The 23,294-nt window shown below is 70.3% G+C and carries 21 protein-coding genes; 10 read left to right on the top strand and 11 right to left on the bottom strand.

What is annotated here, in order from left to right; all coding sequences use genetic code 11:
• Nucleotides 1–13 precede the first annotated feature (13 nt).
• From ACGFSC_RS20940 to ACGFSC_RS20925, 4 genes are all read right to left on the bottom strand, one after another.
• Nucleotides 14–1,546 carry a Mur ligase domain-containing protein gene (locus tag ACGFSC_RS20940; protein WP_359904958.1) on the bottom strand — a complete coding sequence of 511 codons (1,533 nt, stop codon included), beginning with the start codon at nucleotides 1,544–1,546 and terminating at the stop codon, nucleotides 14–16.
• A gap of 90 nt (nucleotides 1,547–1,636) precedes the next feature.
• Nucleotides 1,637–3,037, bottom strand: a complete 1,401-nt coding sequence (locus ACGFSC_RS20935) for a glutamine synthetase family protein (protein WP_359904961.1) — start codon at nucleotides 3,035–3,037, stop codon at nucleotides 1,637–1,639.
• A 32-nt stretch (nucleotides 3,038–3,069) separates the two neighbouring features.
• Nucleotides 3,070–4,569 carry an amino acid permease gene (locus ACGFSC_RS20930; protein WP_359904963.1) on the bottom strand — a complete coding sequence of 500 codons (1,500 nt, stop codon included), beginning with the start codon at nucleotides 4,567–4,569 and terminating at the stop codon, nucleotides 3,070–3,072.
• A gap of 44 nt (nucleotides 4,570–4,613) precedes the next feature.
• Complete coding sequence (locus ACGFSC_RS20925) at nucleotides 4,614–5,591, bottom strand: hypothetical protein (RefSeq protein WP_359904966.1); 978 nt, start codon at nucleotides 5,589–5,591, stop codon at nucleotides 4,614–4,616.
• A gap of 529 nt (nucleotides 5,592–6,120) precedes the next feature.
• Here ACGFSC_RS20925 and ACGFSC_RS20920 point away from each other — a divergent pair.
• Genes ACGFSC_RS20920 through ACGFSC_RS20910 form a run of 3 tightly spaced genes read left to right on the top strand, consistent with a single transcriptional unit; the run spans nucleotide 6,121 to nucleotide 9,143 of the window.
• Nucleotides 6,121–7,503 carry a helix-turn-helix domain-containing protein gene (locus tag ACGFSC_RS20920; protein ID WP_359904969.1) on the top strand — a complete coding sequence of 461 codons (1,383 nt, stop codon included), beginning with the start codon at nucleotides 6,121–6,123 and terminating at the stop codon, nucleotides 7,501–7,503.
• A gap of 2 nt (nucleotides 7,504–7,505) precedes the next feature.
• Entirely contained in the window at nucleotides 7,506–8,228 is a 723-nt protein-coding gene (locus tag ACGFSC_RS20915; protein WP_359904972.1) for a haloacid dehalogenase-like hydrolase, read from the top strand.
• 57 nt (nucleotides 8,229–8,285) lie between these two features.
• Nucleotides 8,286–9,143: a hypothetical protein gene (locus tag ACGFSC_RS20910; RefSeq protein WP_359904975.1), complete on the top strand. Its 858-nt coding sequence runs from the start codon at nucleotides 8,286–8,288 to the stop codon at nucleotides 9,141–9,143.
• Here the strand turns inward: ACGFSC_RS20910 and ACGFSC_RS20905 are convergent.
• The 3 genes from ACGFSC_RS20905 to ACGFSC_RS20895 all read right to left on the bottom strand — a co-directional run bounded on the left by ACGFSC_RS20905 (nucleotide 9,131) and on the right by ACGFSC_RS20895 (nucleotide 11,358).
• Nucleotides 9,131–9,991 carry an aldo/keto reductase gene (locus ACGFSC_RS20905; protein ID WP_359904978.1) on the bottom strand — a complete coding sequence of 287 codons (861 nt, stop codon included), beginning with the start codon at nucleotides 9,989–9,991 and terminating at the stop codon, nucleotides 9,131–9,133. The two genes, ACGFSC_RS20910 and ACGFSC_RS20905, sit on opposite strands and share 13 nt — an antisense overlap.
• The gene (locus ACGFSC_RS20900) at nucleotides 9,925–11,124 is read right to left on the bottom strand and encodes a JmjC domain-containing protein (RefSeq protein ID WP_359904981.1); all 1,200 of its coding nucleotides are present in this window, start codon (nucleotides 11,122–11,124) and stop codon (nucleotides 9,925–9,927) included. The genes ACGFSC_RS20905 and ACGFSC_RS20900 overlap by 67 nt, the downstream gene beginning before the upstream one ends.
• 81 nt (nucleotides 11,125–11,205) lie before the next feature.
• Nucleotides 11,206–11,358 (bottom strand): hypothetical protein, encoded by a 153-nt coding sequence (locus ACGFSC_RS20895; RefSeq protein WP_359904984.1) that lies wholly within the window; start codon nucleotides 11,356–11,358, stop codon nucleotides 11,206–11,208.
• A gap of 578 nt (nucleotides 11,359–11,936) precedes the next feature.
• Here ACGFSC_RS20895 and ACGFSC_RS20890 point away from each other — a divergent pair.
• From ACGFSC_RS20890 to ACGFSC_RS20870, 5 genes are all read left to right on the top strand, one after another.
• Nucleotides 11,937–13,007: a radical SAM protein gene (locus ACGFSC_RS20890; protein ID WP_359904987.1), complete on the top strand. Its 1,071-nt coding sequence runs from the start codon at nucleotides 11,937–11,939 to the stop codon at nucleotides 13,005–13,007.
• A complete protein-coding gene (locus tag ACGFSC_RS20885) occupies nucleotides 13,004–13,819 on the top strand; it encodes a hypothetical protein (protein WP_359904989.1) in 816 nt (271 codons plus the stop codon). Before ACGFSC_RS20890 ends, ACGFSC_RS20885 begins: the two co-directional genes overlap by 4 nt.
• 79 nt (nucleotides 13,820–13,898) lie before the next feature.
• A complete protein-coding gene (locus ACGFSC_RS20880; RefSeq protein WP_359904992.1) occupies nucleotides 13,899–15,611 on the top strand; it encodes a carbamoyltransferase C-terminal domain-containing protein in 1,713 nt (570 codons plus the stop codon).
• Between the two features lie 494 nt (nucleotides 15,612–16,105).
• Entirely contained in the window at nucleotides 16,106–17,392 is a 1,287-nt protein-coding gene (gene serS / locus ACGFSC_RS20875; protein WP_359904995.1) for a serine--tRNA ligase, read from the top strand.
• Nucleotides 17,393–17,526: 134 nt separating this feature from the next.
• The gene (locus ACGFSC_RS20870; protein ID WP_359904997.1) at nucleotides 17,527–18,096 is read left to right on the top strand and encodes an HD domain-containing protein; all 570 of its coding nucleotides are present in this window, start codon (nucleotides 17,527–17,529) and stop codon (nucleotides 18,094–18,096) included.
• Here the strand turns inward: ACGFSC_RS20870 and ACGFSC_RS20865 are convergent.
• Both ACGFSC_RS20865 and ACGFSC_RS20860 read right to left on the bottom strand, forming a co-directional pair.
• Nucleotides 18,084–18,557: an NUDIX domain-containing protein gene (locus ACGFSC_RS20865; RefSeq protein ID WP_359904999.1), complete on the bottom strand. Its 474-nt coding sequence runs from the start codon at nucleotides 18,555–18,557 to the stop codon at nucleotides 18,084–18,086. The two genes, ACGFSC_RS20870 and ACGFSC_RS20865, sit on opposite strands and share 13 nt — an antisense overlap.
• On the bottom strand, nucleotides 18,541–19,314 hold the full coding sequence (locus tag ACGFSC_RS20860; protein WP_359905002.1) for a helix-turn-helix transcriptional regulator: 774 nt from the start codon (nucleotides 19,312–19,314) through the stop codon (nucleotides 18,541–18,543). The genes ACGFSC_RS20865 and ACGFSC_RS20860 overlap by 17 nt, the downstream gene beginning before the upstream one ends.
• A gap of 95 nt (nucleotides 19,315–19,409) precedes the next feature.
• Between ACGFSC_RS20860 and ACGFSC_RS20855 the strand changes: the two genes are divergently transcribed.
• On the top strand, nucleotides 19,410–20,108 hold the full coding sequence (locus ACGFSC_RS20855) for a haloacid dehalogenase-like hydrolase (protein ID WP_359905005.1): 699 nt from the start codon (nucleotides 19,410–19,412) through the stop codon (nucleotides 20,106–20,108).
• A gap of 166 nt (nucleotides 20,109–20,274) precedes the next feature.
• Here ACGFSC_RS20855 and ACGFSC_RS20850 read toward each other — a convergent pair whose 3' ends face one another.
• Nucleotides 20,275–20,784 (bottom strand): DUF397 domain-containing protein, encoded by a 510-nt coding sequence (locus tag ACGFSC_RS20850; RefSeq protein WP_359905007.1) that lies wholly within the window; start codon nucleotides 20,782–20,784, stop codon nucleotides 20,275–20,277.
• A complete protein-coding gene (locus tag ACGFSC_RS20845) occupies nucleotides 20,781–21,638 on the bottom strand; it encodes a helix-turn-helix transcriptional regulator (RefSeq protein ID WP_359905010.1) in 858 nt (285 codons plus the stop codon). The genes ACGFSC_RS20850 and ACGFSC_RS20845 overlap by 4 nt, the downstream gene beginning before the upstream one ends.
• Nucleotides 21,639–22,074: 436 nt before the next feature.
• On the opposite strand from ACGFSC_RS20845, the gene ACGFSC_RS20840 reads away from it, so the two are divergent.
• Nucleotides 22,075–23,292, top strand: a complete 1,218-nt coding sequence (locus ACGFSC_RS20840) for a hypothetical protein (RefSeq protein ID WP_359905013.1) — start codon at nucleotides 22,075–22,077, stop codon at nucleotides 23,290–23,292.
• Nucleotides 23,293–23,294: the final 2 nt, after the last annotated feature.

Raw genomic sequence — 23,294 nt, 5'->3', positions numbered from 1 at the left:
GTCGGCGGCGGGTTCACGGGCGGCCGGCGCCCAGGGCATCGGTCTGGGCGAGGCGGTCCAGCAGGCGGTGGCCGAGCCGCTCGGCGTGGGGGCCGGTCCCGACGACCAGGACGACGTCGCCCTCCGCGGTCATCTCGAAGACCCGGTGCTCGGGGCCCGGTTCGCAGGGGCCGGATCGGACGCGGTAGACCGCGCCCGGGCCGAGGGCCCGGACGGCGGCCCGCTCGACGGCGTCCAGCGGGTCGGGCCCGTCGTGTCCGGCCAGCGGAGTGCTGACCGGCAGGAGCAGCGCGCGATCGGCATCGCCGAGAGCGGCTCCGAGTTCGTCCGCGTGCGCGGTGGTGCGGGCGATGCCGTCCGGCTGCAGGACGACGAGCACGTCCCCCTCGGCGAGCATCCGGGCGGCCGTGACGTCCTGGGAGACCTCGCGCGGGTGCCGGGCGCGGGAGCCCACGACGGTGATCCCGTCCCGCGTGCCGAGCACGGCCAGCGAGCGCTCGACGCCGCGGAAGACGGCGAGGCGCTCCGCCACCGTCTTCGGGTCCTCGCCGGCGACGAGGGCGGTGGCGATGGCGGCGCAGGCCGCCAGGGCGTGGTGGCGGCCGATGACCGGCACGACGAACTGGTGCTTCGTGCCCTGGTAGTGGAGGGTGAGGAGGTGTTCACCGCCGAGCCACCGGGGCGTGAGGACCCACACGTCGCAGTCCTCGGCGAGGCCGACGGTCACCACCGCCACGTTGGGCTCGGGCCGGTCCGTGAGTCTCTCGTGCACGATCTTGGCGCCCTTGTCCCACAGCGGCAGCACCACCGTGCCCGACGAACGGGCGAGGCTGGTGGCGTCGTTCAGCGCCTCGATGGTGTCCTCGAAATGCGGCGCGTTCCGGGTGGCGCTGGTGATCAGCGTGACCGCGGGTCGCGGCCGCCGGTACCGGTGCGCGGTGCCGGGGCGGTAGCTCCAGGACCCGAGGGGAGCGGCCTCGTGAGTGGCGGTGTCCGGGCACAGGTCCACCACCAGCCGCCGGTCGCCGCCGCGCCCCGGCGGGCCGCCCTGGGCGGGGGCGTTGAGGATCCAGCCGGTGCGTCCGTCGTCCAGCGCGGCAGCGAGCACCGCCGCCGCCGTCGCGGTGCCGTGGCTGCCGCCGACGGCCACCAGCCGGCCGCCGAACCCGGCGGTCAGCACCGCGAGCGCGTGCACGCGGGCGAGCACCGGCAGCTTCAGCTCCTGGGCGCGGTCGAGTTCGGGGTGCGCAGCGGCCACCACCCCCGACCACACCACACAGGTCCGGCCCGCCCGGACGTTGCGGGCATCGAAGCCGACCGCGACATTGACCCCGGCCTCGCGCAGCCGGGCGGCAGCGGGGCCGTCCTGGTCGGCGGGGCCGATGCTGCCGTTGACGTCCAGGCCGCGGGAGGCCAGCCACACCGCCAGACCCTCCATGCCGGGCGCGGCGACGTCGACCAGGTGCGCCTTGACCAGCAGGTCGGGGGCGGGCTTCGTCCTACCCTTCGCGCGGGGTCGGACGGAAACGACGTCCATGCTCTCCATGGAGTCCTCCAGCAGGGTGAGGGTGGGGGTGAGGGGTGGAACCGGGCCGGTCGCGGGCCCGGGGGTTTAGCGCCGCGACCGGCCCGGGGCTCATGCCTGGGTGAGACCGCGCTCCAGCTCCGCATCGGTGACCCGGGCGGCGTGGTACTCCAGGTCCAGGTGGGCGACGCGCGCCAGGTGCGCGACCACCGGCTCGCCGAGCAGTTCACCGGCCAGCTCGCTGGTCTCGAAGGCGTCGAGTGCCTCGGCCAGGGACTGCGGAACGCGCGACGCTTCACGGTTCAGGTAGGCGTCGCCGCGGGTGGCGGGCGGGGGCTTGAGGCCGGCCTCGATGCCGTGCCGGACACCGGCCAGGACGGCCGCCAGCGCGAGCACCGGGTTGGCGTCCGCTCCGGGCAGGCGGACCTCCAGCCGCAGGCTGGGGCCGTGCCCGACCACCCGCACCGCGCACGACCTGTTGTCCCGGCCCCAGGCGAAACGGGCCGGCGCGAAGGAGTGGTCGGCGAAGCGCTTGTAGCTGTTCACGTACGGCGCCCACAGCGGCCCGGTCTGCGGCAGCACCTCCAGCAGCCCGGCCACCGCCTGCTCGCCCAGCTCCGACAGCACCGTCCCGTCCTCGGGGCCAGCGGCCAGGACCGGCCGGCCGTCGACATCGTGCAGCGAGACGTGCAGGTGCAGGCCGCTGCCGACCCCGGTGGCCGGAGCCGCCATGAACGACGCCACCATGCCCTGCTCATCCGCGACCGTCTTCGCGGCGTGCTTGAACAGCACGTGCCGCTCGCACGCCTCACGGACCGGGCCGTACGGGAAGGTCACCTCCAGCTGGCCACACGCACCCTCGCCCTTGACCGCCTCCACCGGCAGAGCAGCGGCGGCCAGGACCTGCCGGAGCCTGCGCCCGAACTCCCTCACCTCCGAAGGCTGGTCGAGGGCATAGTCGCGGTTGTCCCACGTGACGGGGCGAAGCCCGCGCCAGTCGGCCGCCGCCGCGTCCCGGGCGGTCCCCTCGTGGAGCACGAACTCCGTCTCGACCCCCACCATCGCCATCAGGCCGACACCGGCCAGGCGCTCCTGCTGCTCGGCCAGCACGGTGACCGGGGCCAGCGGGTGCGGCCACCCCTTGCTGACCGGATCGGCGAGCACCACCGCCGTCGACGGCAGCCACGGCAGCACGCGGGCACCCCTGGTGTCGGGCAGCAGAGCGATGTCGCCGAAGCCGGACTCCCACGAGAACGCCCCGGTGCGCGGGGCGGTCATCCCGAGGTCGGTGCCGATCACGTACCCGCACATCTCCGGATTCAGCCGGCCTGACCGCAGCCGCTCCACCAGCCAGGCAGCGTCGTACTCCTTGCCCTTGAGACGGCCCTGCACATCGACGGCCGCCAGCAGCACCGTCTCGATCCCGAAGTCGGCCACCAGCCGGTGCAGCAGTCCGATGGGCGAAGCCGCGATCGGCGAGCTTCCGGTCCCGCGGTACCGGGCTGCCCGCATCGTTGCCGTACGACCTGCGCGGCGGCGGCCCGTCACACGACCTCCTCGGTCAGCTCCACCAGCTCGGCCGACCGCTGCACCGGCGGCGCGTACGAGCGCCCCGCCTTGAGCCACCACGCCCACGCCAGCACCATCACCGCCAGGAGCGCGACCGGGGCGTAGTTGAACGTGTCCACCGTCACCGGGAACGACTGCGGCAGGCACACCAGCACGCTCACCACCGCCACCCAGCCCACCGCGATCCACCCGATCAGCGGCCCCCGACGGCCCAGGTTCCACGGCCCAGGCCGGAACGTCCGGCGCCTGCGCAGCCGCAGGTAGATCGGCACCGCGTACGCCGGAGTCATACCGATGACATTGACGGCGGTCACCGCCCCGTACGCCGTCGCGCTGTACAGCGACGGCAGCGCCAGCACCGCGGCTGCCCCCACCGACAGCCACACCCCGGCCACCGGCGTCCCGGTGCGCTCCGACACCCGGCTCCACAGGCCCGAGGCGGGCAGCGCGCCGTCCCGGGAGAAGGCGAAGACCATTCGCGCCGACGCGGCGGTCTCCGCGTTCCCGCAGAACAGCTGCGCCACGATCACCACGACCAGGAGCACCTTCCCCCCGGTTGTCCCGAGCGCGTCGATGAAGATCTGGGCGGGCGGCACACCGGTGGTGGTGGTGAGGACGGCGTCGTAGTCTCGGACGGCGAAGAGCATGCCGGCGAGGAGGACGGCGCCGCCGATCCAGCTCACCCAGATCGAACGGACGATCCCGCGCGGCGCCGACACCGACGCCTTGGTGGTCTCCTCGGCCATGTGCGCGGAGGCGTCGTAGCCCGAGAAGGTGTACTGCGCCAACAGCAGCCCGATCGCGCTCACGTAGACCGGGTTGCTCCAGCCGGTGTTGTTGACGAAGTGCCCGACGACCCAGCCGGCGTCCTGGTGGTAGCTGGGCACGATCGCGAGCGCGCCGACGATCAGCACGACACCGCCGATGTGCCACCACACCGAGACGCTGTTGAGGAAGGCGACCCGGCGAACGTTCGGCAGGTTCAGCAGCGCGTGGAGGAGCAGGACGGCCGCGAAGATCCCGAACAGGCCGACGGGCGTGGGCTCGTAGCCGAACTGGAGGTTGAGGAAGGCTCCGATGAAGCTGGCGGCGCCGTAGTCGATGCCGCAGATGCCGCCGATCAGACCGAGCAGGTTGAGCCAGCCGACCAGCCAGCCCCACCGCGGGCCGCCGAGCTGGTGCGCCATGAAGTACAGGCCTCCGCTCGTCGGGTAGGCCGAGGTCACCTCGGCGAGTGCCAAGCCAACGAAGAGGACCATCGCGCCGACGCCGATCCAGCCCCAGAACATCACCGCCGGACCACCGGTGTTCAGGCCGAACGCGAACATCGTCATGCACCCGGACAGGATGCTGATGACGGAGAACGAGCTGGCGAAGTTGCCGAACTCGCCCATCCGTCTGCTCAGTTTGGGCTCGTAGCCGAGCTGGCGCAGCCGATCCTCGTCGGACAGCTCAGCGGCGTGGACGGGGGACATCGAAGTCGACCTCCGTGGGGAGAAGATGGGCAGGGACGGGGGAGTCAGGCCAGGGCGGTCGCCCGGCCGGCGAAGGCCTGCTGGCGCGCGATCAGCAGCAGGCCCTCCGCCTTCTCAGGCGAGTCGGAGACCAGGCTCCACGGGGCCCCGGAAGCGAACTGTCCGAGCGCGGCGAAGACCTCGGCGGCGGCGTCCATCTGGGCCGACGCCCACAGCGCGTGGGCGAGGTAGCTGAGATCGGCGACAGGCCACGACCCGGGAGCCGCCGCGGACCAGCTCTCGTACGCGCGCAGAGCACGGGAGAAGTGCGGCTCCCGTAGCCACTGCCGGAGCACCACCGCGTTCCGCCTGGGCTCGTTTCGGTACTGCTCGACCGACAAGTACAGCGGCAGGACGGCGAGTGCCGAACCGGCCGGCACCCTCGGCACGACGACGTTCACGAAGTCCGCCGCCGCCGGCCGGTATCCCTGCTGCCAGTAACGCAGCATCCGGTGGTGAGCCTCCCGGTTGCCGGGATCGCGTCGCCGCGCTTCGTCGAGCAGGCCCCACGGCCCTTGCGGAAGCATCGGGTCCGACGACCGCTGTCGATGTTCGGGGCGCGCCCTGGAAGGGTCCAACACGGCCAGGGCGAGGAGGCAGACCCACGGCACGGGGTCCGAGGGCACGGCGTCGGCGGCGGCCCAGCACGACTCGCGCGCTGCCTGTTCCAGGCGCCCGGCCTCCGGCGAACCGGCCTTGGCCGCGGTCAGGGCGTGCTCGACCGCGACCCGAGTCCGCAGGATGGCCAACCCTGGGTTGACCGGGTCCTCACGTCCCCAGTCGGCGAGCACTGTCGACCGGGCGGCCACCAGCCCCAGCACCTGCGTCCGGGAGGTGCGACGCCCCCAGTCCTGCCCAGTCGCCGCCAGCAGCCGCTCCGTCGACAGCCAGCGTCCGGCCCGCAACCCGTCCACTGCGGTCCGCAGCGCGGCGTCGAACCCGGCGGGGTGGTACACCGGCCGAGCGGGCGACACGGCATTCATGGGACCGTCCTTCCAAACATGTCGTGAGCGTGGACGTGGCCACCGTGGGCACCGGCGCCGGGCCGCGCTCACCGCGGGCAGAGCGCGGTCGGCCTGGCGGGCCTTGGCCGTAGAACCCCGCTGGCGCGGTTCCTACTTGGTGGCGACGGGCTGCGTCTTCTGTTTCCCCTGCGTCAGATGGTGGCGGCGGTTCGCCGGACGACGCGACCCCACCGGGGGACGCGTGCGGGACGTCCTGGGACGCAGACTCCGCCACGGTCAACTGTTCGCCGCAGTAAGGTGCCTGAGAGTGTTCGACGGTGACCATTCGCGTAGTCATATTCGCGCTGAAATATGATCACGGGGCCGCCTGTGGGAGGCCAAGGCTCCTGCGGACGGGAGGGGCGGTATGGGGGTGCGGCGATGCGAGCGTTGTGGGTGCGCGCTCAGCCGGTACAACGACAGCGCCAGTGCGTGCGGCCCGTGCGCGCGGACGGTCGCCGAGACACCGGCTGAGCCCGTTCCCGCGTGGGTGTGGCGAGACGCCCTGGTGCGCGACAGCCTTGCCGAACTGGACTTCGGCAAGCTGAGCAAGCGCATTCGGGAGATCGTTCCGCTTCGCCAGGACGATCTGGCGGGGATCACCGGACTGACCCAGGGCTACTTGTCCCGGCTGGAGGCCGGACGGGTGCAGTTGACCCACATCGACCGGATCATCGAGTTCCTCGACGCGGTTGGTGCCCCGGCCGATCTGGTGAGGCTCCCGCTGCGCACGGCCGCGGACCCGTCTGCCCCAGAACGAAACGTCAGTTCACTCCCTGCCCATGACGACACCGCCGGGCCGTGGACGGCCCGCCGTATGGTGGCGACACTGTACGACGCGATGCGAGGGGAGCCTGCCGCCATGCCCATGCGTCCGAATCGCCGCCACTTCCTGCTCCTAGCCGGAACTGCCCTCTCCGCCTACATCCACCAGTGGGGAATTGCCGACGCCGAGCCCCTTGAACGCGCGCTCGGTGGAGCGCAGGTGACTTCCGCGCTCGTCGGTAGCCTCCAGGGGACGATCGACGGCCTGCGCACCATGGACGCCAGTTCCGGCAGCGGCCTGGTCGCGGGCCTAGCCCGTGCCCATCTCAGCGTCCTGTACGAGACGTTGAAGTCGGCCAGCTACACCGAGGAGATCGGGCAGCGCCTGGCCGGCATCGCCGCCGACACCGCAACCCAGCTCGGATGGTTCCACTTCGACGCCGGACACCATGTACTGGCCCAGCGAGCCCTCCTCGCAGCACTCCGACCTGCCCATGCCTCCGGGGATCCCCGGTACGGCGCCGGCGCTCTGTCCTACCTGGCCATCCAGAGCTACTCGATCGGCGACCCCCGCGACGCCGTGACCGCGATGCAGGCCGCCAGAGAGAAGGTCCGGACCCTCGGCTCCTCGCACCTTGAGGCCATGCTCCTGACCCGTCAGGCGCGGGGGCATGCCAAGCTCGGGGAGCGACAGGCGTGTTTGCGGGCGCTCGGACTGGCTGCCGAACTGGAGCAGCTCGGCCCGGCCGAGCAGGACCCGGGCTGGCTCTACTGGATGAACTGGGGCGAGATCCTTGGCCAGACCGGCAGCTGCTACCTCCAACTCGGCGAGCACAAGACCGCGGCAGACCACTTCGAGCAGGCCGCCTCCACCCTGAACCCCGCGGATCTGCGGACGCGGGCGTTGTTCGCATCGCGGGCCGCCTCCGCCCACCTTCTCGCCGACGATCGGGACGGAGGCTTCATGGCCGCAGACGCCGCTTTCACCCTCGCGTCGAAGGTCCGGTCGGCCAGGCTGACCGAGCACCTGGAGCAGACCGTGGAGCACCTCCAGGCCATCCCCGGCCCGCGGTCGAACGAGCTGATAGAACGGTCACGACAAGTGATGGCGGCCAAGGAGTCGTGACCGTGACCAGCACCGTGCTCGTTCTGTGGGATATCGACCGCACCCTGGTGTACGTCGGCGAGACCGACCGCGCTGTCTACCGCGAGGCGTTCCGCCAGGTCGTCGGACGCGACGCGGTGAAGCTTCCCGGACGCGGCACCGGCCGCACGATGCCGCTGGCGGTACGGGAACTGCTCACGGCCAACGACGTCGGCCACCGGGACTTGGAGCTGTTCGCAGGGCAGATCGTCGAGCTCTTGCCCAGGCTCCTCGCCGCGAAAGCTGAGCAGCTGCGCGCAGGAGGCCAGCTCATGCCTGGTGCCACCGCCGCACTCGCAGCAGTCGACGCCCACCCGGGCCTCGTGCCCACCGTGGTCACCGGCAACTTGCAGCAGAGCGCGGAGATCAAACTCCGTGCCTTCGGCCTCGATCAGTACGTCGACCTCGCCGTTGGCGGCTTCGCCTCCGACGACTCCCACCGGCCGGCCTTGGTCGGCGTCGCCCAGCGTCGAGCCGCCGCCCGCCATGGGAAGACCTTCGGCCGATCGAACACGGTCATCATCGGGGACTCGCTCGAAGACGTGCGGACCGGAGCGGAAGGTGGAGCAGGCGTGATCGCTGTCGCCTCCGGCACCACCACGGCCGACCAGCTCGCCGATGCCGGGGCGGACCGTGTCCTCGACAGCCTGCGCGACCCGCAGGCGGTACTCCGCGCCATCGCAGAACTCACGGCCCGTCGTCAGTAGTTCGGCAGAGGCGCCACCCGCACGGCCGTCCCTCGTCGGCCTGCTACCGTCACCATCATGACGCTCTCCGTAGCAGGTGGCCGCGTGATGGACCTCCGGAAGGAGCCGGTCGACTACATCCTGGAACTGGTCGAGCAGCGCCTCGGCACAGCACTCGACCGGACCGGCGTCGTCAGGAAGCGCCGGTCGGTCGGAGCGGGAACCGATCGGGACACCTGGGTCCGCATCGAGCGCCGTCCGTGGGCGAGGGCCCGCGAGCAGGGCTGGGCCGGCACGGAAACCGCTGCCGTGCTGACCGGTGTGGCGATGCCCCGCTGGGTGAGTTCAGTGGCGTGGCGCGACGCAGGTGACGGGGCGATCTGGCGAGCGGACGAGACGTCGCGCATTCCGGGCAGTCCGGTCGGCACAGCCGTCCTGGCTACCGATCCCGAGATTTCGGACGGCTGGTGGAAGGCCTTGAACGCCTCCCTGGACGCGCTCGCCGCCCAGCCCACGCCCAGGGTGGCGACGCCGGACACCGAGCCGATCACCCAGCAGCTGGTCGATCAGGTGATCCGCACCGCCTTCCCCCTGGCGGTGAACACCCAAGTGCTCTCGTGGTCTGCGGCGCACGCCGACCTGAACTGGGCGAACGTCACCGGTCCCGAGTTCTGCCTGTTCGACTGGGAGGACTGGGGGATGGCGCCGCACGGCCTGGACTCCGCGTCGCTGCTGGCCGCATCCCTCGCCGTCCCGGCGCTCGCGGACCGCGTACGCCGCGAGCGCCGGGCGGACCTTGAGAGTCGCGACGGCATGGTGATGCGCCTCTTCGTGCTGGCGAAGATCGCCGGCCCTCACGCCCGCCCGGACGACCCCCGGGTAGCCCCGGCCCGGATCGAGGCCGAGCAGCTGATCCACGCGCTTCAACCACTCTGACGAGCGGCCCGCTCAGCCAGCAGACGCCGGTACCCGTCGATGAGTTCGGCGTTGACCGCCAGCCCGGCGGCGTCGACCAGCTCGCGCAGATGATCCGGCCTGTCGGTGCCGACGGCGACCGCGCCCACCAGCGGCAGCTCGAAGGCGACCCGGAAGGCCGCCTGCACCGGAGTCGACTCACCCGCGGCACCGGCCAGGAAGAGACGCGGGTCGCTCCGGCGCCAGGGCGGGCTGGCAGGGTTCCCGCCGAACGGGCTCATGCCCCATCGGCGTTCGGCTGGAATACCCCATCCCCGGGCGAGGACTTCACCAACGGCCAGGACCTCGTGGCCGACGAGCAGCCCGGATCGGACCATCAGGACGTCCGGCGCGACCGGAAGCGGGGCATCGAGCGTGGCGACGGCACGCGGGTTCCACGTCGCGATCCCCCACGCCCCACAAGACCCGGCCGTCACCGCTTCGGCCAGGACAGCGCAGGCGGCGGCAAACTGCTCCTCGCCTCGTTCACCGGCCGTGAGCGAGGCTTCCGGGTTGTGCAGGAGCACCACGTCCGGTGCACGTCCCAGGTCCCGAATCGTCTGCTCCAGCGCGGCGCGAAGCTCCACCGGATCGAGGCTGTGACGCGTCCGGCCGCCGGCGGCCGGGAAGTAGCCGACCTTGGTGGAGACCGTGAAGCCGGACAGCAGGTCCCCGCCCACGTCGGCGAGCGTGGCGTGCGAGGTGAAGTCCAGGTAGTTGAACGCGGTATCGATCGCGGTCACTCCGTGATCCAGCGCCGCCGTCAGGAGGTGGCGTTCGTGACGAGACCGGTGTAGCCCGAGAACAACTCGTCGGTCAGCGGCGCGCACAACCCCTCCTTCGCCAGCAGGCCGGCCACCGCATGTACCTCGGTGCCGACAGCGGCCTCGGCCTCCGCCAGGACCACGGGGTGTCCGCTGAGCAGCAGTCGCAGCGCGGGCTCCGCCTTCGCGGCAAAGCTGAGACGTCGACCAGCCGCGGTCACCTCCACCACGCTGTCACCCGGGCGGATGTCCGGGCGGAAGTTCGTGGTGCAGACCGTCGCCGTGAGTGGGCCGAGTACGTCCAGGTGCGGCACCTGCCGAGCCGGCGCGGCGGTCCGCTGGTAGTCGCTGAGGAACGCGGCCGGAGGCCGCGAGTCCACCAGCTCCCGCGCGGCGGTGATCAACTGGCTGGCGTCGGCACCCGGAGCGCGGTCGAGATCGTGCCGGAAGACCTCGTGCTCGCGGCACCAGTCGCCGAGCCAGGCCATCCAACTGGCCCCGGTCCGCCTGGTGATGCCGAAGGTGACGTGCAGCGAGTGACCGGCGTCCCCGTGGCCGACACGAGTGGCCCGGTGCCAGTGGCCCCGCGGGATGTGCATCACCTCGCCGGCGCGAAGCAGTCCCGACCAGATCACCTCCTCGCTCGGCGTGGAGTTCGGGTCGGCGTCCCGGTACATCGGCGCGGTTCGCGAAGTACCACGGACCTCCCAGCCCTTCTCGCCCGCCAGTTGGACGACGATCACGTCGTGGTCATCCCAGTGCAGCGGGAACCCCTCCGCCTCGCCGGTAGTCCAGTAGACGTTCACCTGGACCCGCTCCTGGCTCCACCACTGCAGCGCGCGGCAGGCTACCTCCAGCGTCGGATCGGCGACGTTCGCCTGGTCGAGGATCAGCGTCGCGCCCTCGCTGATCAGCCGCCCCAGGGCGTTCATGTTGACCAAGGAGATGCTCTGGCCCCTGGGGCTGACGCTGTCCGTGAAGTAGACCGCCGGGTGGACCTCCACACCTTCCTGGAACACCCGGAACTGCGGGCGGGCGAGACTGCGCCGCATCACCAGGTCGAGCAGCCGTTGCGGGGTGAGCAACCGCCTCGACAGGTCTTCGACCCCCGTGTGTCCCCTCGCGAACCGATCACCGACCCGTTCCGGTCCCGCCCAGCCCAGAGCCGACTCCACGGCCCTGATCAACTTGTGTTCCACGCGAATCTCCCCTGAACTCGATCACCAGGCCGTACCGACTGGTGGGCGTCCGGATACCGGTACGCCCACCAGCCGGCTCACTCACTCGCTGTCGTGCAGATTGCCGTCGCCTCCGGGCCACGGGTCGTCGCCGCCGGAGCCGGCGTTGTCCGAGCGGAGGCTGTCGTATCGGTCGTGCACCGCCCCCAGCTCATTGACCGCGAGCAACAGTTCCTCATCCGGTTGACCTGCCATTTTTCGCTCCTCTCATGCCCCCGGGCTAGCGGAGGCGGACGGCGTACAAGGCGTCGCCTACCGGCGGCCTCGCGCTGGTTGCTCATCATCAAGCGGTCGTTACCTGGGGTCATATTTCCCTGCGAATGCGGAAGTTCGACCTCCAGGCGTAGCGTCATCGAGCCCTGCTGACGCAAACCGCTAGTCAGGCTGGGCAGCACGCATCTCCGCGCCAGGATCCTTGATCCAGTCTCCCCGCTGCTCGCAGCAGTGGGGCCCGGCCCTGCGCTGCCACCTCCGAAGGATAGGACAGGTGGGTACGCCAGGGGCGGCCCCCAGCGGATACGTCTCGGGACGTCCCTGGAACGTCCCGGAACGTGGTTGGAAGGCACCCATTAGGCCCGCCAGAATTGGGGGGATTCTCGGTTTTGGCGGCGCGAGGAAATCGAAACCTGAGATGCGGCACCAGCTTCTGGAGCTGATTTCAATCTGCGCAGCGCTCCTCCTGGACTTCACTTTCTCTTGAAAGGCAGATGCCCGTGGAAAACGAGATCAGGAAGAATTCCCTGAAGGTCATGGGAAGCCGGTACTCGCCCGGTATGCGCAAATGGAACCTCCGGTTCGGCATTACGTCCCGCTGCAACATCCGCTGCCAGTACTGCCTGCCGGAGGGGAAGCAAGGGGTCATCGTCCAGCCTTCGCTGGAGGAGGCGATCGAGGTCCTCCAGGCCGGCTACGACATCGGCCTCCGGAGGGTCCACTACACCGGCGGGGAGCCGACGGTGCGCAGGGACTTCGTGGATCTGCTGCGTGCCGGCAAGGCGATCGGCTACGAGCAGCAGATCGTCACGACCAACGGCTACCGCCTGCACCACTTCATCGAGGAAGCGGTCGACGCCGGCCTGACCCGGGCGATCGTCAGCATCGACACCCTGGACGAGCAGCGCAACCTGCTGATCACCCGGAGGGGCTTCCACAGCGACACGCTGCGCAGCATCGAGCGTTCGGTCGAGTTGCTGCCGACCCTGACGAAGATCTCGTGCGTGACGATGCGCGACACCCTTCATGAGCTGCCCGCCTTCATTGACTACGCCCGTGAGCTGAACAACAGCGGAGGGGCGGGCCAGCTGGCGATCAAGCTGAACCAGTTCTTCCCCTCCAACCCCGCCCAGCTCGGCGCCGAGGGCGAGGCGTTCTGGAAGAACCAGTTCGTGGAGGAGTCGGCGATCCTCGAAGCGCTCGCCAGGGCGGGTGAACTGCGGCCGGTGCGGCGCGAGTCGATCGAGGGCGACAACCCGAGCTACAACTACTACGAGATCGGCGACACCGGCGTGAAGGTCGCGGTGCTCGCGATGTTCTCCTGGGACTACCCGTGCGGCGGCTGCTGGAAGCTGCGGATCAGCCCGAACGGGATGACGACGGTCTGCATCAGCCAGAAGAACCCGCCGGTCCTGTGGGGAATGCCGCTGGACGAGAAGCGGGAGACGTTCAAGCGGCTGACGGGCTACCGCGACAGCGAGCAGTTCGACATCGACAACCCGAACCGCAAGCACTACCGCGACCAGCTCGGCGAGCTGCGGTTCGACAAGGTCGTCGGTGAGCAGAAGTCGATCGCGCACTTCCGCACCATCTTGACCCGCGAGGCGTTGGAAGCCCGGGGTGAGATGTGACAGGCCTGGAACGCCTGTGCTTCGGCACCTCGACGTTCGTGGCCGGACGTCTGCGGCCTGGCAAGGACTCGCAGCCCGGCCTGGACGCTCTGCGCACCGCGCTGGCCGCCGGGGTACGCACGATCCACTCCAACCCGCACCTCGGCACGCAGTGGGCGGTGCGGGAGGTGCTGGACGAGGTCGGCCCGGTCGTCGGGCTCCGTCACCTGGTCAAGGCGGAGTGCCCGCTGCGGGGTGATCTGGAGGCTCGCGTCAACACGGCCATCGAGATGTCCACCGCGCAGCTGGGTATCGGCCGGATCGATGCCGTGGTGCTCCAAGTAGATCTCAAACGCACCGGGCAACCTGAATTGCTGAACGATCAGCGGGCGTTGAGGGAGTTCTACCGGTACGGCGCTCAGGTGGCGTTCGCCTCCGGTCGGGTCGGCGCGGTCTACGCCTACTGCCACGGCCCCACCTCCGTCCGCGCCGCCCTGCGGGAGGAACCGATCACGGCCGTCGCGGCCCAGTACCACCTCGCGTCCTCCTGGCCGATTTCCCATCTGGCCCAGATCTCGCAGACCGGCCGAGGCTTCGTCGGGATGTCGCCTCTCAACCGCGGGGCTCTGATCGACCCGCGCGCCGGCAGCGCCGGCAGCAGGCTCCGCCCGCTTGCCTGGGTGCTCCGTGAGCCGCGGGTGGAGACCATCGCCATCACCATGTCCTCACCGGACCATGTCCATGAGGTGGTCGACACCTTCCGGAACTCGCCACGATCAAGGTTGCCCGGTCCCCGTACCACCGGCACCGGGCTCAAGGAGACCGCGCCGTGATCGACCTCGCCCTGCCACGAACGGTCCCCGAGAGCCTGCGCCCGTGCGCGGGAGGCCGTGAGCGGATCGGCGTGCGCTGTTGACTCTGACCCTGGGGCTGAACTTCGGGACCCACGACGCGGCGGCGGCCATCGTTCACGACGGGACGGTGGTCGCCGCTGTCGAAGAGGAACGCCTGAACCGGATCAAGAACACGAAGGTGTTCCCCGAGCAGGCGATCCGGGCCTGCCTGAGCCTGACCGGCACCCACCCGCGGGACCTCGACCAGGCAGCGTTGTTCGTCGACCCGAAGCTCCACCTTCTCCTGGCGCCGTCGAACCTGCGCTACGGCACACCGGCGTCGATCGGTTCGTTGCTGTCGGACCTGGACAAGTACCGCACGCGCCGCCGCCTGCACGACACGGTTCGCCGCAGCGGCCTGCTACCGGACCGTCTGCCACTCATGCCCGTGCCGCACCACCGTGCGCACGCCGCCAGCGCCTACCTGACCTCGCCCTTCGATGACGCCCTGGTCGTCACCCTCGACGGCCGCGGCGAGTACGAGACCGCTGCGATCTACGACGGCAGCAACGGCCGGATGACACGGCGCCATCACATCCTGTACCCGCACTCGTTCGGATACCTGTACAGCGCCCTGACCCGGTACCTCGGCTTCCGGCCGCAGAGTGACGAGTACAAGGTGATGGGCCTGGCAGCCTACGGAGGCCCGCGGTACCTCGACCAGATCCAGCGCCTTGCCCGGTTCGACCAGCGCACCGGCCGACTGCACCTGGACCTGCGCTACTTCGACCACCACCGTCGGCCCAGCGCCCGCCGCAGCCTGTTCAGCCCGGCCCTGGTCGAACTCCTCGGCCCGCCCCGGCGCGCCGAGGACGAGATCACCGATCGGCACCGCGACATCGCCCGCGCCCTCCAGCACCTCCTGGAGCAGCTGGTCGGCTCCTACCTCGCCTTCGCCCAGCGCCTCGTGCCGAAACGATCGCTCTGCCTGGCCGGCGGCGTCGCACTCAACTGCGTCGCCAATGCCACCGTGATCGCCTCGGGCCGGTTCGACCGGATCTTCATCCAGCCTGCAGCAGGCGACGCCGGCACCTCCATCGGCGCGGCGCTGGCCGCAGCGGCCAGCCCGGTCCGGCACCCGCTTCGGCATGCCTTCCTCGGCCCGTCCTACGACGAGGGGACCATCCGTTCGGCGCTGAGCAGCATTCCCGCCGGCCGGTACCGGGTGCGGCGCACGGCCGAGCCGCACCGGGACGCCGCGCGGCTGCTGAGAGCGGAGAAGGTGATCGGCTGGTTCCAGGGCCGCATGGAGTTCGGACCGCGGGCACTGGGAGCCCGCAGCATCCTGGCCTCTCCCCAACACGCCACGACCGCCGCCCGGATCAACGCCATGATCAAACAGCGGGAGGCGTTCCGCCCGTTCGCGCCAGCCGTACTGGCAGAGCGCGCCGACGCCTTCTTCGCCCTGCCGTCGGCCGGCGCACTCGTCTACCCGTACATGCTGGCGACCGCCGCCGTGCACCGGCACCAGCGAGATCACCTCCCAGCCGTGGTCCATGTGGACGGCTCTGCCCGCGTTCAGACGGTGCACCGGGACACAAACCCTCTGCTGTGGAACATCATCGATGCCTACCGCCAGCTCTCGGGCCTGCCCGTCGTGCTGAACACCTCGTTCAACGGCGCGGACGAGCCGATCGTCTGCACCCCGAGCGATGCTGTCGCGACCTTCCTGAGGTGCGGCCTGGACGCACTCGTGGTCGGCCCGTTCGTCGTCGAGGAGAGCACCCGTTGAACCACTCCGACCTCCCTTGTGCAGAGCGGTGAAACAAGAGCCCCGCCCAGGAAGGCCATGCACCCGGCATCAGCGCCGCCCTCGCCCTGACCCGTCAACGCGGCTGCGGAGCCGGCGCGGCACCGGCCCGCGCCGATCACCTGGCCGCCACTCAGAGTGATCGGCCGAATCTGGACAGCGATTCGGCGTTGCTCGCGGCGCCCGGGCGTTCTATCCTCTGGGCAACGCGCTGACGGAGACAAGTAGCCGCAGGGCACGCGAGCCGAGAGAGCTGCCGGCAGCTGGGAAGGCAGCCTCGCGTCCTGTGGCGAATCCCCTCCCGAGTGTGGGGAGGAACGGCCGGCTTCGGCCCAATGCCCCGCCGGTTCGCTCCCGTTATCGAGCTGTCGAGGCCGTCCCCTGGGGCGGCGAAGGCGTGGTGGCACCGCGAGTTCCCTTCTCGCCCACGCTCCCAAGGGATCACGTCGGACTCCGACTGATCGATGGGACCCGAAATGCTGGACATCACCGTCATCCGCGAGCACCCCCGGCGCGTCGAACGCGCGCTGGCGAAGCGAGCCGTTCACATCGACCTCGGCGACTTCCTCGCCCTGGACGAGAAGTACCGGCACGGCATGACAGAGGTCGAGACGCTGCGCGCCGAGCGCAAGCAGCTCTCTCGCGAGATCGCGCGGCTCAACCAGGCGGACCCGGCCGCCGTCGCCAAGCGCACCGAGGCAACCGAGCTCGGTACCCGTCTTGCCGCCCTGGAGGAGCAGCTCACCGCCCTGGCCGGCGAGCGCCAGGCATTCCTCGACCAACTGCCCAACCTGCCCGACGAGGACGTGCCGGCAGGAGGCAAGGAGCAGAACCAGGTCGTCCGCGAGCACGGCGCCCGGCCCGCCTTCGACTTCGAGCCGCACAACCACGTCGACCTGGCTCGCCGACTCGGCCTGATCGACTACGAGCGCGGCGTCAAGCTCGGCGGCACCGGCAACTGGGTCTACCGCGGAAACGGCGCCCTGCTCGAATGGGCACTGCTCAACTTCTTCATCGAGACCCACGTGCAGGACGGCTACGAGCTGATCCTCCCGCCCCACCTGCTGACCTACCAGGCCGGCTACACCGCGGGCCAGTTCCCCAAGTTCGCCGAGGACGTCTTCGCACTCGAACAGGGGCCGGCCGGACCACAGCGGTTCCTGCTGCCGACCTCGGAGACCGCCCTGGTCAACCTGCACCGCGACGAGGTTCTGGCAGAGTCCGAACTGCCGCGCAAGTACGTTGCCTACTCGCCGTGCTACCGGCGCGAGGCCGGCAGCTACCGCGCCGCCGACCGCGGGACCCTTCGCGGCCACCAGTTCAACAAGGTCGAGATGTTCCAGTTCGCACACCCCGACCACTCCGACACCGCCCACCAGGAACTCCTGGCCAAGGCAGCCGACTTGGTCGAGGCGCTCGGCCTGCACCACCGCATCACCCGCCTCGCCGCCGAGGACACCAGCGCCTCGATGGCCAAGACCTTCGACGTCGAGGTCTGGCTGCCCAGCATCGACGGCTACGTCGAAGTGAGCTCGGTGTCCAACGCCCGGGACTACCAGGCCCGGCGCGGCAACATCCGCTACCGCCCCGCAGCAGGCAAGGCCGCCTACGTGCACACCCTCAACGGCTCCGGGCTGGCCACCAGCCGCCTGGTACCGGCCCTGCTGGAACAGCACCAGCAGCCGGACGGAACCGTCACGGTACCGGAGGTGCTGCGGCGCTGGCTCGGCCGCGAGTCCTTGGCCCCGGCAGCAGCCGGATAGCCGAACCGAACGCCGACGCGCCACGTCCTGTTCGGCGACACCGGAGAGGATCCTGTCCGGGCCACCGCAGCCGTGGCCCGGACAGCTCCTGGACACAGCGTATGGAGCGCCCGCCGGGCGGGAAGGCCGACAGCATGACGGAGACTTTGCCCCAGTGGGCGTGGCGGATTGCCGAAGAAGAGCTGTCGGCCACCCTGCCGAGGCGATGGGCGCACTCCCAGGGGGTGGCACGGCGGGCCGCGCAGCTGGCCTCGGTCGCCGGGCCGGACGGCGGCCTGCTGGTAGCCGCCGCCGTGCTCCATGACGTCGGCTACGCACCTCGGCTTGCCACGACCGGCTTCCACCCCCTGGACGGCGGACGGTTCCTGGAGGGCCAGCAGGGCGCGGACACGCGGCTCGTGCGGCTGGTGGCCAACCACTCGCTCGCCCTGCTGGAGGCTGAGGAACGCGGGCTGCGCGAGACCCTGGAACGGGAGTTCCCACTGCTCGACGACCAGGTGCTGGTGGACGCCCTGATCTTCTGCGACATGACCACCACTCCCGACGGCATGCCCACCAGCGCCAGCGAGCGGGTCGCGGAGATCTTCGCCCGCTACGGAGCCGACACGCTGGTGGGACGGTTCATCCACCGCGCGCAGCCGGAGATCGAGGCAGCGGTGGCCCGCACCGAACACCGGCTCGCCGCCGCGGCTCAGCCGAGGTAGGGGTACCTGCCGCTGAGGAAGTGGCCGATCTGCTGGCGCATGCTCGGGTGGATGTCGTACTCGTCCAGGTCGCTCGGCTTCACCCAGCGCACACCGTCGGCCTCGTCGTTGACCGTCGGGGTGCCGCCGATCGGGCGGCCGATGTACGCCACCTCGAACTGCTGGCGGGCTTCGCCGTTGCTGCTGTACACGACGATGTGCTCCGGGTTGGAGTAGACGCCGAGGAGTCCGGTGATCTCCGCCTTGATCCCGGTCTCCTCCTCGCACTCGCGCACCGCGCAGTCGGCGGCGGACTCGCCGATGTCCTGCTTCCCGCCGGGCAGGGCCCACTGCCCGGTGTCGCGTCGGCGCTGCAACAGGATCTCGCCGGCCTCGTTCTGCACGAGCAGGTTGCTCGCGGGCACCAGCGAGTTCGCGGCCGGTGCGTCCGGATCGCCGTAGTACTCAGTCCTGCCGGCCACGAGGCTGACCTTCCTGCGCGTCGTCGGTCCACGGCCGGGCCAAGTTCCAGACCGCGTCGAAGCTCGAAGCGTAGCCGCCGAACCAACCGAGGTCGCCACCCTTCTGGAGGTGCAACAGCGGGTTGGCGGACGCCGGCTGGCCCCACACGTGCGGGTTGACCAGCAGGTCGTCGTCGTAACGGAACACCGAGTTGTAGAGGGTGGTGTCGTGCAGACGGATCTCGCATCCGGGCGTGCCCAGCAGCGGCCGGTAGTAGGTCAGCGAGGCGCCGATCTTCGCTGCGAGCGCGTCGCCGATGCCCTCCTCGCGTCCGCGGATCGCCACCGCGCGGCCCTGCGGGTCGCCGAAGCACAGCCGGACCTTCACCCCGGCCGCCGCGCGCTGCGCCAGCATGGCGGCGATGCGGGGGTTCGACTGGGCGAAGAACGTCCCCGAGAACACCAGCACGTCGATGCCCTGCTCTGCTTCCAGCAGGAGAGAGAGCCACATCTCCCGCGGGACGCTGGCACGGTCGGGGTACGTAGCCACGAGGCCAGTGCCGGGACCGGACGCCTGTCCGGTCTGGGGCCGGGCCTGGGGCCAGAGGAAGTCCTCGTCCACCGTCAGGTGGCGTGCAACATTCCACCGGTGGCGTGCATGCGGCAGTCGACCGCCTAACCAGCGGGTCACCGTCTTGGGGTCCACCTCGCAGGCCGCCGCGAGCTCCACTGGGGAGACGCCACGCTGGGCGAGTGCGGAGCGCAATCGCTCGTTCACAGCAGATATCCAACCGGACGGCGGTAGGACTCGCAAGGACGTCCTGGGACGCGCAGCGGCCGACGCGCACCAGACGGGTTGCCTACGCTGGCCCGATGGCGCTCATCGTCCTGTGGGACATCGACCACACGCTCATCGACAACGCGGGAGTGAGCAAGGAGATCTATGCGGCGGCTTTCGAGGCCGTGGCGCAGCGTCGGCCTTCTGGCCCTGCGGTGACAGAAGGGCGCACCGATCGACTGATCATGCGAGAGATGTTCGACCGTGACGGTCTGGTCCAGCCGGGGTGGGATGTCGTCCAGGCCGCTCTCGAAGCGGCCGGCCGGGCGCGGTCGGAGGAGCTGCGGCTGCGCGGCCGCGCGCTGCCCGGTGCTCGGGAGGCCCTTACCGCTCTCGCGCAGGAGCCCGGGGTCGTCTCGTCGGTGCTGACCGGGAATATCGCGGCGAACGCCCGGTTGAAGCTGGCAGCCTTCGGGCTCGACGGCCTGGTGAACCTGGAGGTCGGTGCCTATGGTGCCGACCACCGGGATCGGGCGGCACTCGTCGCGGTGGCCCGAGACCGCGTCCACGTCGCCCATGCTCTCCCGGCAGGTGCTCCTGTGGTGCTGGTCGGTGACACTCCCCGGGACGTCGAGGCCGCGCTGACCAGCGGGGTTCATATCGTGGCCGTCGCCACGGGGGTCCATTCCGCTTCTGACCTTCGTGTGGCCGGCGCCGAGGTGGTGCTGCCGGACCTGACCGACACAGCTGCCTTGCTGGCGCACCTTGCGCGAGTTGCCGCCGAACGGGACTGAACTGGGGAGTTGGCCGCGCCCGCGTGGGTCACCCACGACCCGGCACCCGGCCCCCGAGTTCGTGGCGCACGGGTTGCTCGGACCGGTGCGGGCGTACCTGGACAGCAGGCTGCACAACGGAACGTCGTGACACGAATTCAGGCTCGCCGCTACAGCTACTGCCGCCTCACCGACGGAACAGCCCGGCTCTGATGCCTGCGAAGAAGTCGGTGATCTCGGGCTGCGCGAAGATGAGGAGGCGCCTGTCCTGGCCGAGGGGGCTGCAGAAGGCTGTGACGTCACGGGGCAGGAAGGCTACGCCGATGCTCTCGCTGTCCCCGAACCGCCATGTGGCCGAGTCGAGGTGAGTGGCCAGCCACTCGGCGGCGAGGTCGTTCTTGCCGGTCGCGGTGACGGGGTTCGAGTCGAGGCCGGGCGGCCTGCGGAACAGGTCGGCGATGACCGCGTCGGCGAACTGCTCGAAGGCCGCGTCGGAGAGAACCAGGGGCTGCTGGTCAGGGTTGAGGGAGTCGCGTACGGCGGTGATCCCGCGTGGCAGGAGGGCGACCTCGGCGCAGTTCGTACCGCCGGTGCTGGCGGACCGCCACTGGGCCTGGGCAAGCTGCTGGGCCAGCCAGACGGGGTCGGCGTCGGTGCGCGGGACGGTGGGGACGGGCGCGCCGCGGTGCAGGGTCATGCGTATTCCTCAGCGAGTTGTTCCAGGAAGGTGAGGGAGTCTTCGGCGGAGAGGGCGTCGTCCATCATGTGCTCGCTGACGGACCTGTACTCGGCGACGACGTCGGCCTCGTGGATGTGGAGAGCTGAACGCCTGCCTTCGATGGTGACGCTCGTGCGGCCCGTGGGGAACTTCATCAACATGAAGGGCCCGTCTATCCCCGCGTGTGCGCCGGCGGCGAAGGGGAGCACGAGGATTTTGATGCCGGGGACGGTCCTCGCCAGTTCTGCGAGGTGCCTGGCCTGCTGGCGTGCTCCGGTCCGTCCGCCGATCTCCTGCCGGAGCTGGCCCTCGGTGAGGACGGAGGTGATCGTCGGCGGTGGCTGCCGGGAGAGGACGCGTTCGCGGAGTTCGGCGCGCATGGTGACGAACCGGTCGATGTCGGCAGGGGTGCTCCAGCCGCGCCCGGCCTCGATGATCTCTCGTTCGACGAGGGGGTGCTGGAGGAGGCCGTGCGGCGCGGTCGGGGACCAGAGGAAGGCTGATCTGGCGAGTTCGATGTCGGTGTAGTAGCTGCCGAAGGGGTCGTCCGCGTCGCCGGGGAAGCGTTCGGTCCAGTCGTCGCTGTTCGCACTGACCACCAGTTCCCGCCAGAACTCCTGAGCGGCCGGCTCGGTGACTCCGAGGACGCCGAGGAAGTGGGGGAGCTGCTGGAGGGTGATCTTCTGGTGGCCGGACTCGATCTTGTGGGCGGTGCTTGCCGACCCGTACCCGAGTTGCTTGGCCGATGCCTCCAGCGACCACCCGAGTTCAACGCGACGGTGGCGCACCTCGGCGCCCAGCCTCCGGCGTCGGGGGTTGGGTTCTCCAGGCATCGGCACCTCCCAAGTCAGATCGATCGTAGTGGGTCGGCCGAGTAGAGCCCATACAGCTTGGCGTACAGGAAAACTTTTCCTATCGCGAACCCTTGCCAGCACCCTGACGGCGCGTCATCATTTTGCGTGCAGTCAGTGTCCGCTACGGCACGGACTGCAATGGCCGGTAGTGCGCCTCCTCTTCGGCATGCTCTCGCCCTGGCCACTGAGTCTCGGCAACTCGCTTGAACCGCAGGCTGGTTGACCGCGATGGCTTCAACGCCAGGTATCGCTCTTTCCTTCACGCCGAGGCGCACCTCCGGATCGAGATTCTCGTGATCTTGCTGCATTCCCCCGCCTGAGTGGCTACGGCGCGTTCCTGCCGCGATGCGGGGACTTGATCACGGAACCGGCTGGGCGCCCTCGCGGCGCGGACATCTACAGCAGGGAGAGCACCATGCACTTCCCGTACGAGGCAGCGGAACTCTCGCCGACCCTGGCGAAGCGGTGGGAGCGGTACGTCAGTCGGCGCGACCGGCCCCGTGACATGGAAGAGGGCCTGTGGCGGCGAACCCAGGACCCCCGCAACGCCGCGGAATCCGGCTGGACCGGCCCCGACGACGGCCGGCGGCGCATCCTGCACTACCGCTACCGCTACGACACCAAGCAGGTCGGTGGGACGGTGCTCACCGTCCCCGAGCTGTACGTCTTCCACAGCGCCTCCTACCCGGAGGCCGAGCTGGCCCACCACGTCGACCGGGTCCGCAAGGCGCTCGCGGACGGCGGCTGGCAGCCGGGACAGCGGGGCCTGTGGCGGCGCGGGGACCTGGAGTGCACGGTGGTGCCGCACCGCGTGCACCCGCAGGACGAGCTCGCCGGGCGCGCGCTCCCGGCCGGGTACGAGAGCCTGGACGTGACGATCAACTCCGCGGGGCACATGCCCGCGCTGCGCGACCAGAACATGCCGTGGAAGGTGATGGCGGCCGGCATGCGGATCAAGGAACAGCGGGGCAACCCGACGCTGGTCCCGGACCTGTCCATGATCGCGGACTTCCTGCCGTTCCAGGTCGAGGTCGGGTGCGGCATGTCGGTGGAGGCGGGCATACCGCCGCTGCACCGGCTGCACGAGGTCTACCGGGTGACGGACATGACCGACCACCGGTTCGTGCTGTCGCCCGGGGAGGACACCTTCCTGCCGGAGATCCTCGGCGCACCGGAGGCGAAGATGCCGGAGCTGACCGAGATGACCCGGGCCTGCCTCCAGGCGGAGCCGACCATCGGCCACCGGACCCTGCGTGGCCTGGCGGATGCCGGGCACCTGGTGGGGCCGGTGATCACCAACAACTTCGACGGTCTGATGGCGCGGGCGGGTCTGGACGAGCACTACGTCCGCCGCTACCACGAGCAGATCCCGGACGTCCCCTTCCTTCCGGGGGCGAAGTCGCTGCTGGTGGTCGGCAGCCACGCCGACCGCCGCCGGGTGCAGGCGCGGGCCCGCGAGCGCGGCCTGAAGGTGTTCTTCCTGGACCGCGAGGGCTTCGAGGAGGGCTCGGTGTTCCGCCCGTACCTGGTCGAGGGCGCGCGGGACGAGGACTTCATGTGCCGCCGCGAGGCGACCCCCGCGCTGCTCGAACTCGCCGCCCACCTCGACGTCAAGGTGCCGGCCGCGGCCTGACC

The organism is Kitasatospora sp. NPDC048715 (assembly GCF_043198905.1).
Classification (GTDB): domain Bacteria; phylum Actinomycetota; class Actinomycetes; order Streptomycetales; family Streptomycetaceae; genus Kitasatospora; species Kitasatospora lactacystinica.
Note: the sequence above shows the minus strand (reverse complement) of the source record. Positions and strands in the feature narration are given on the sequence as shown.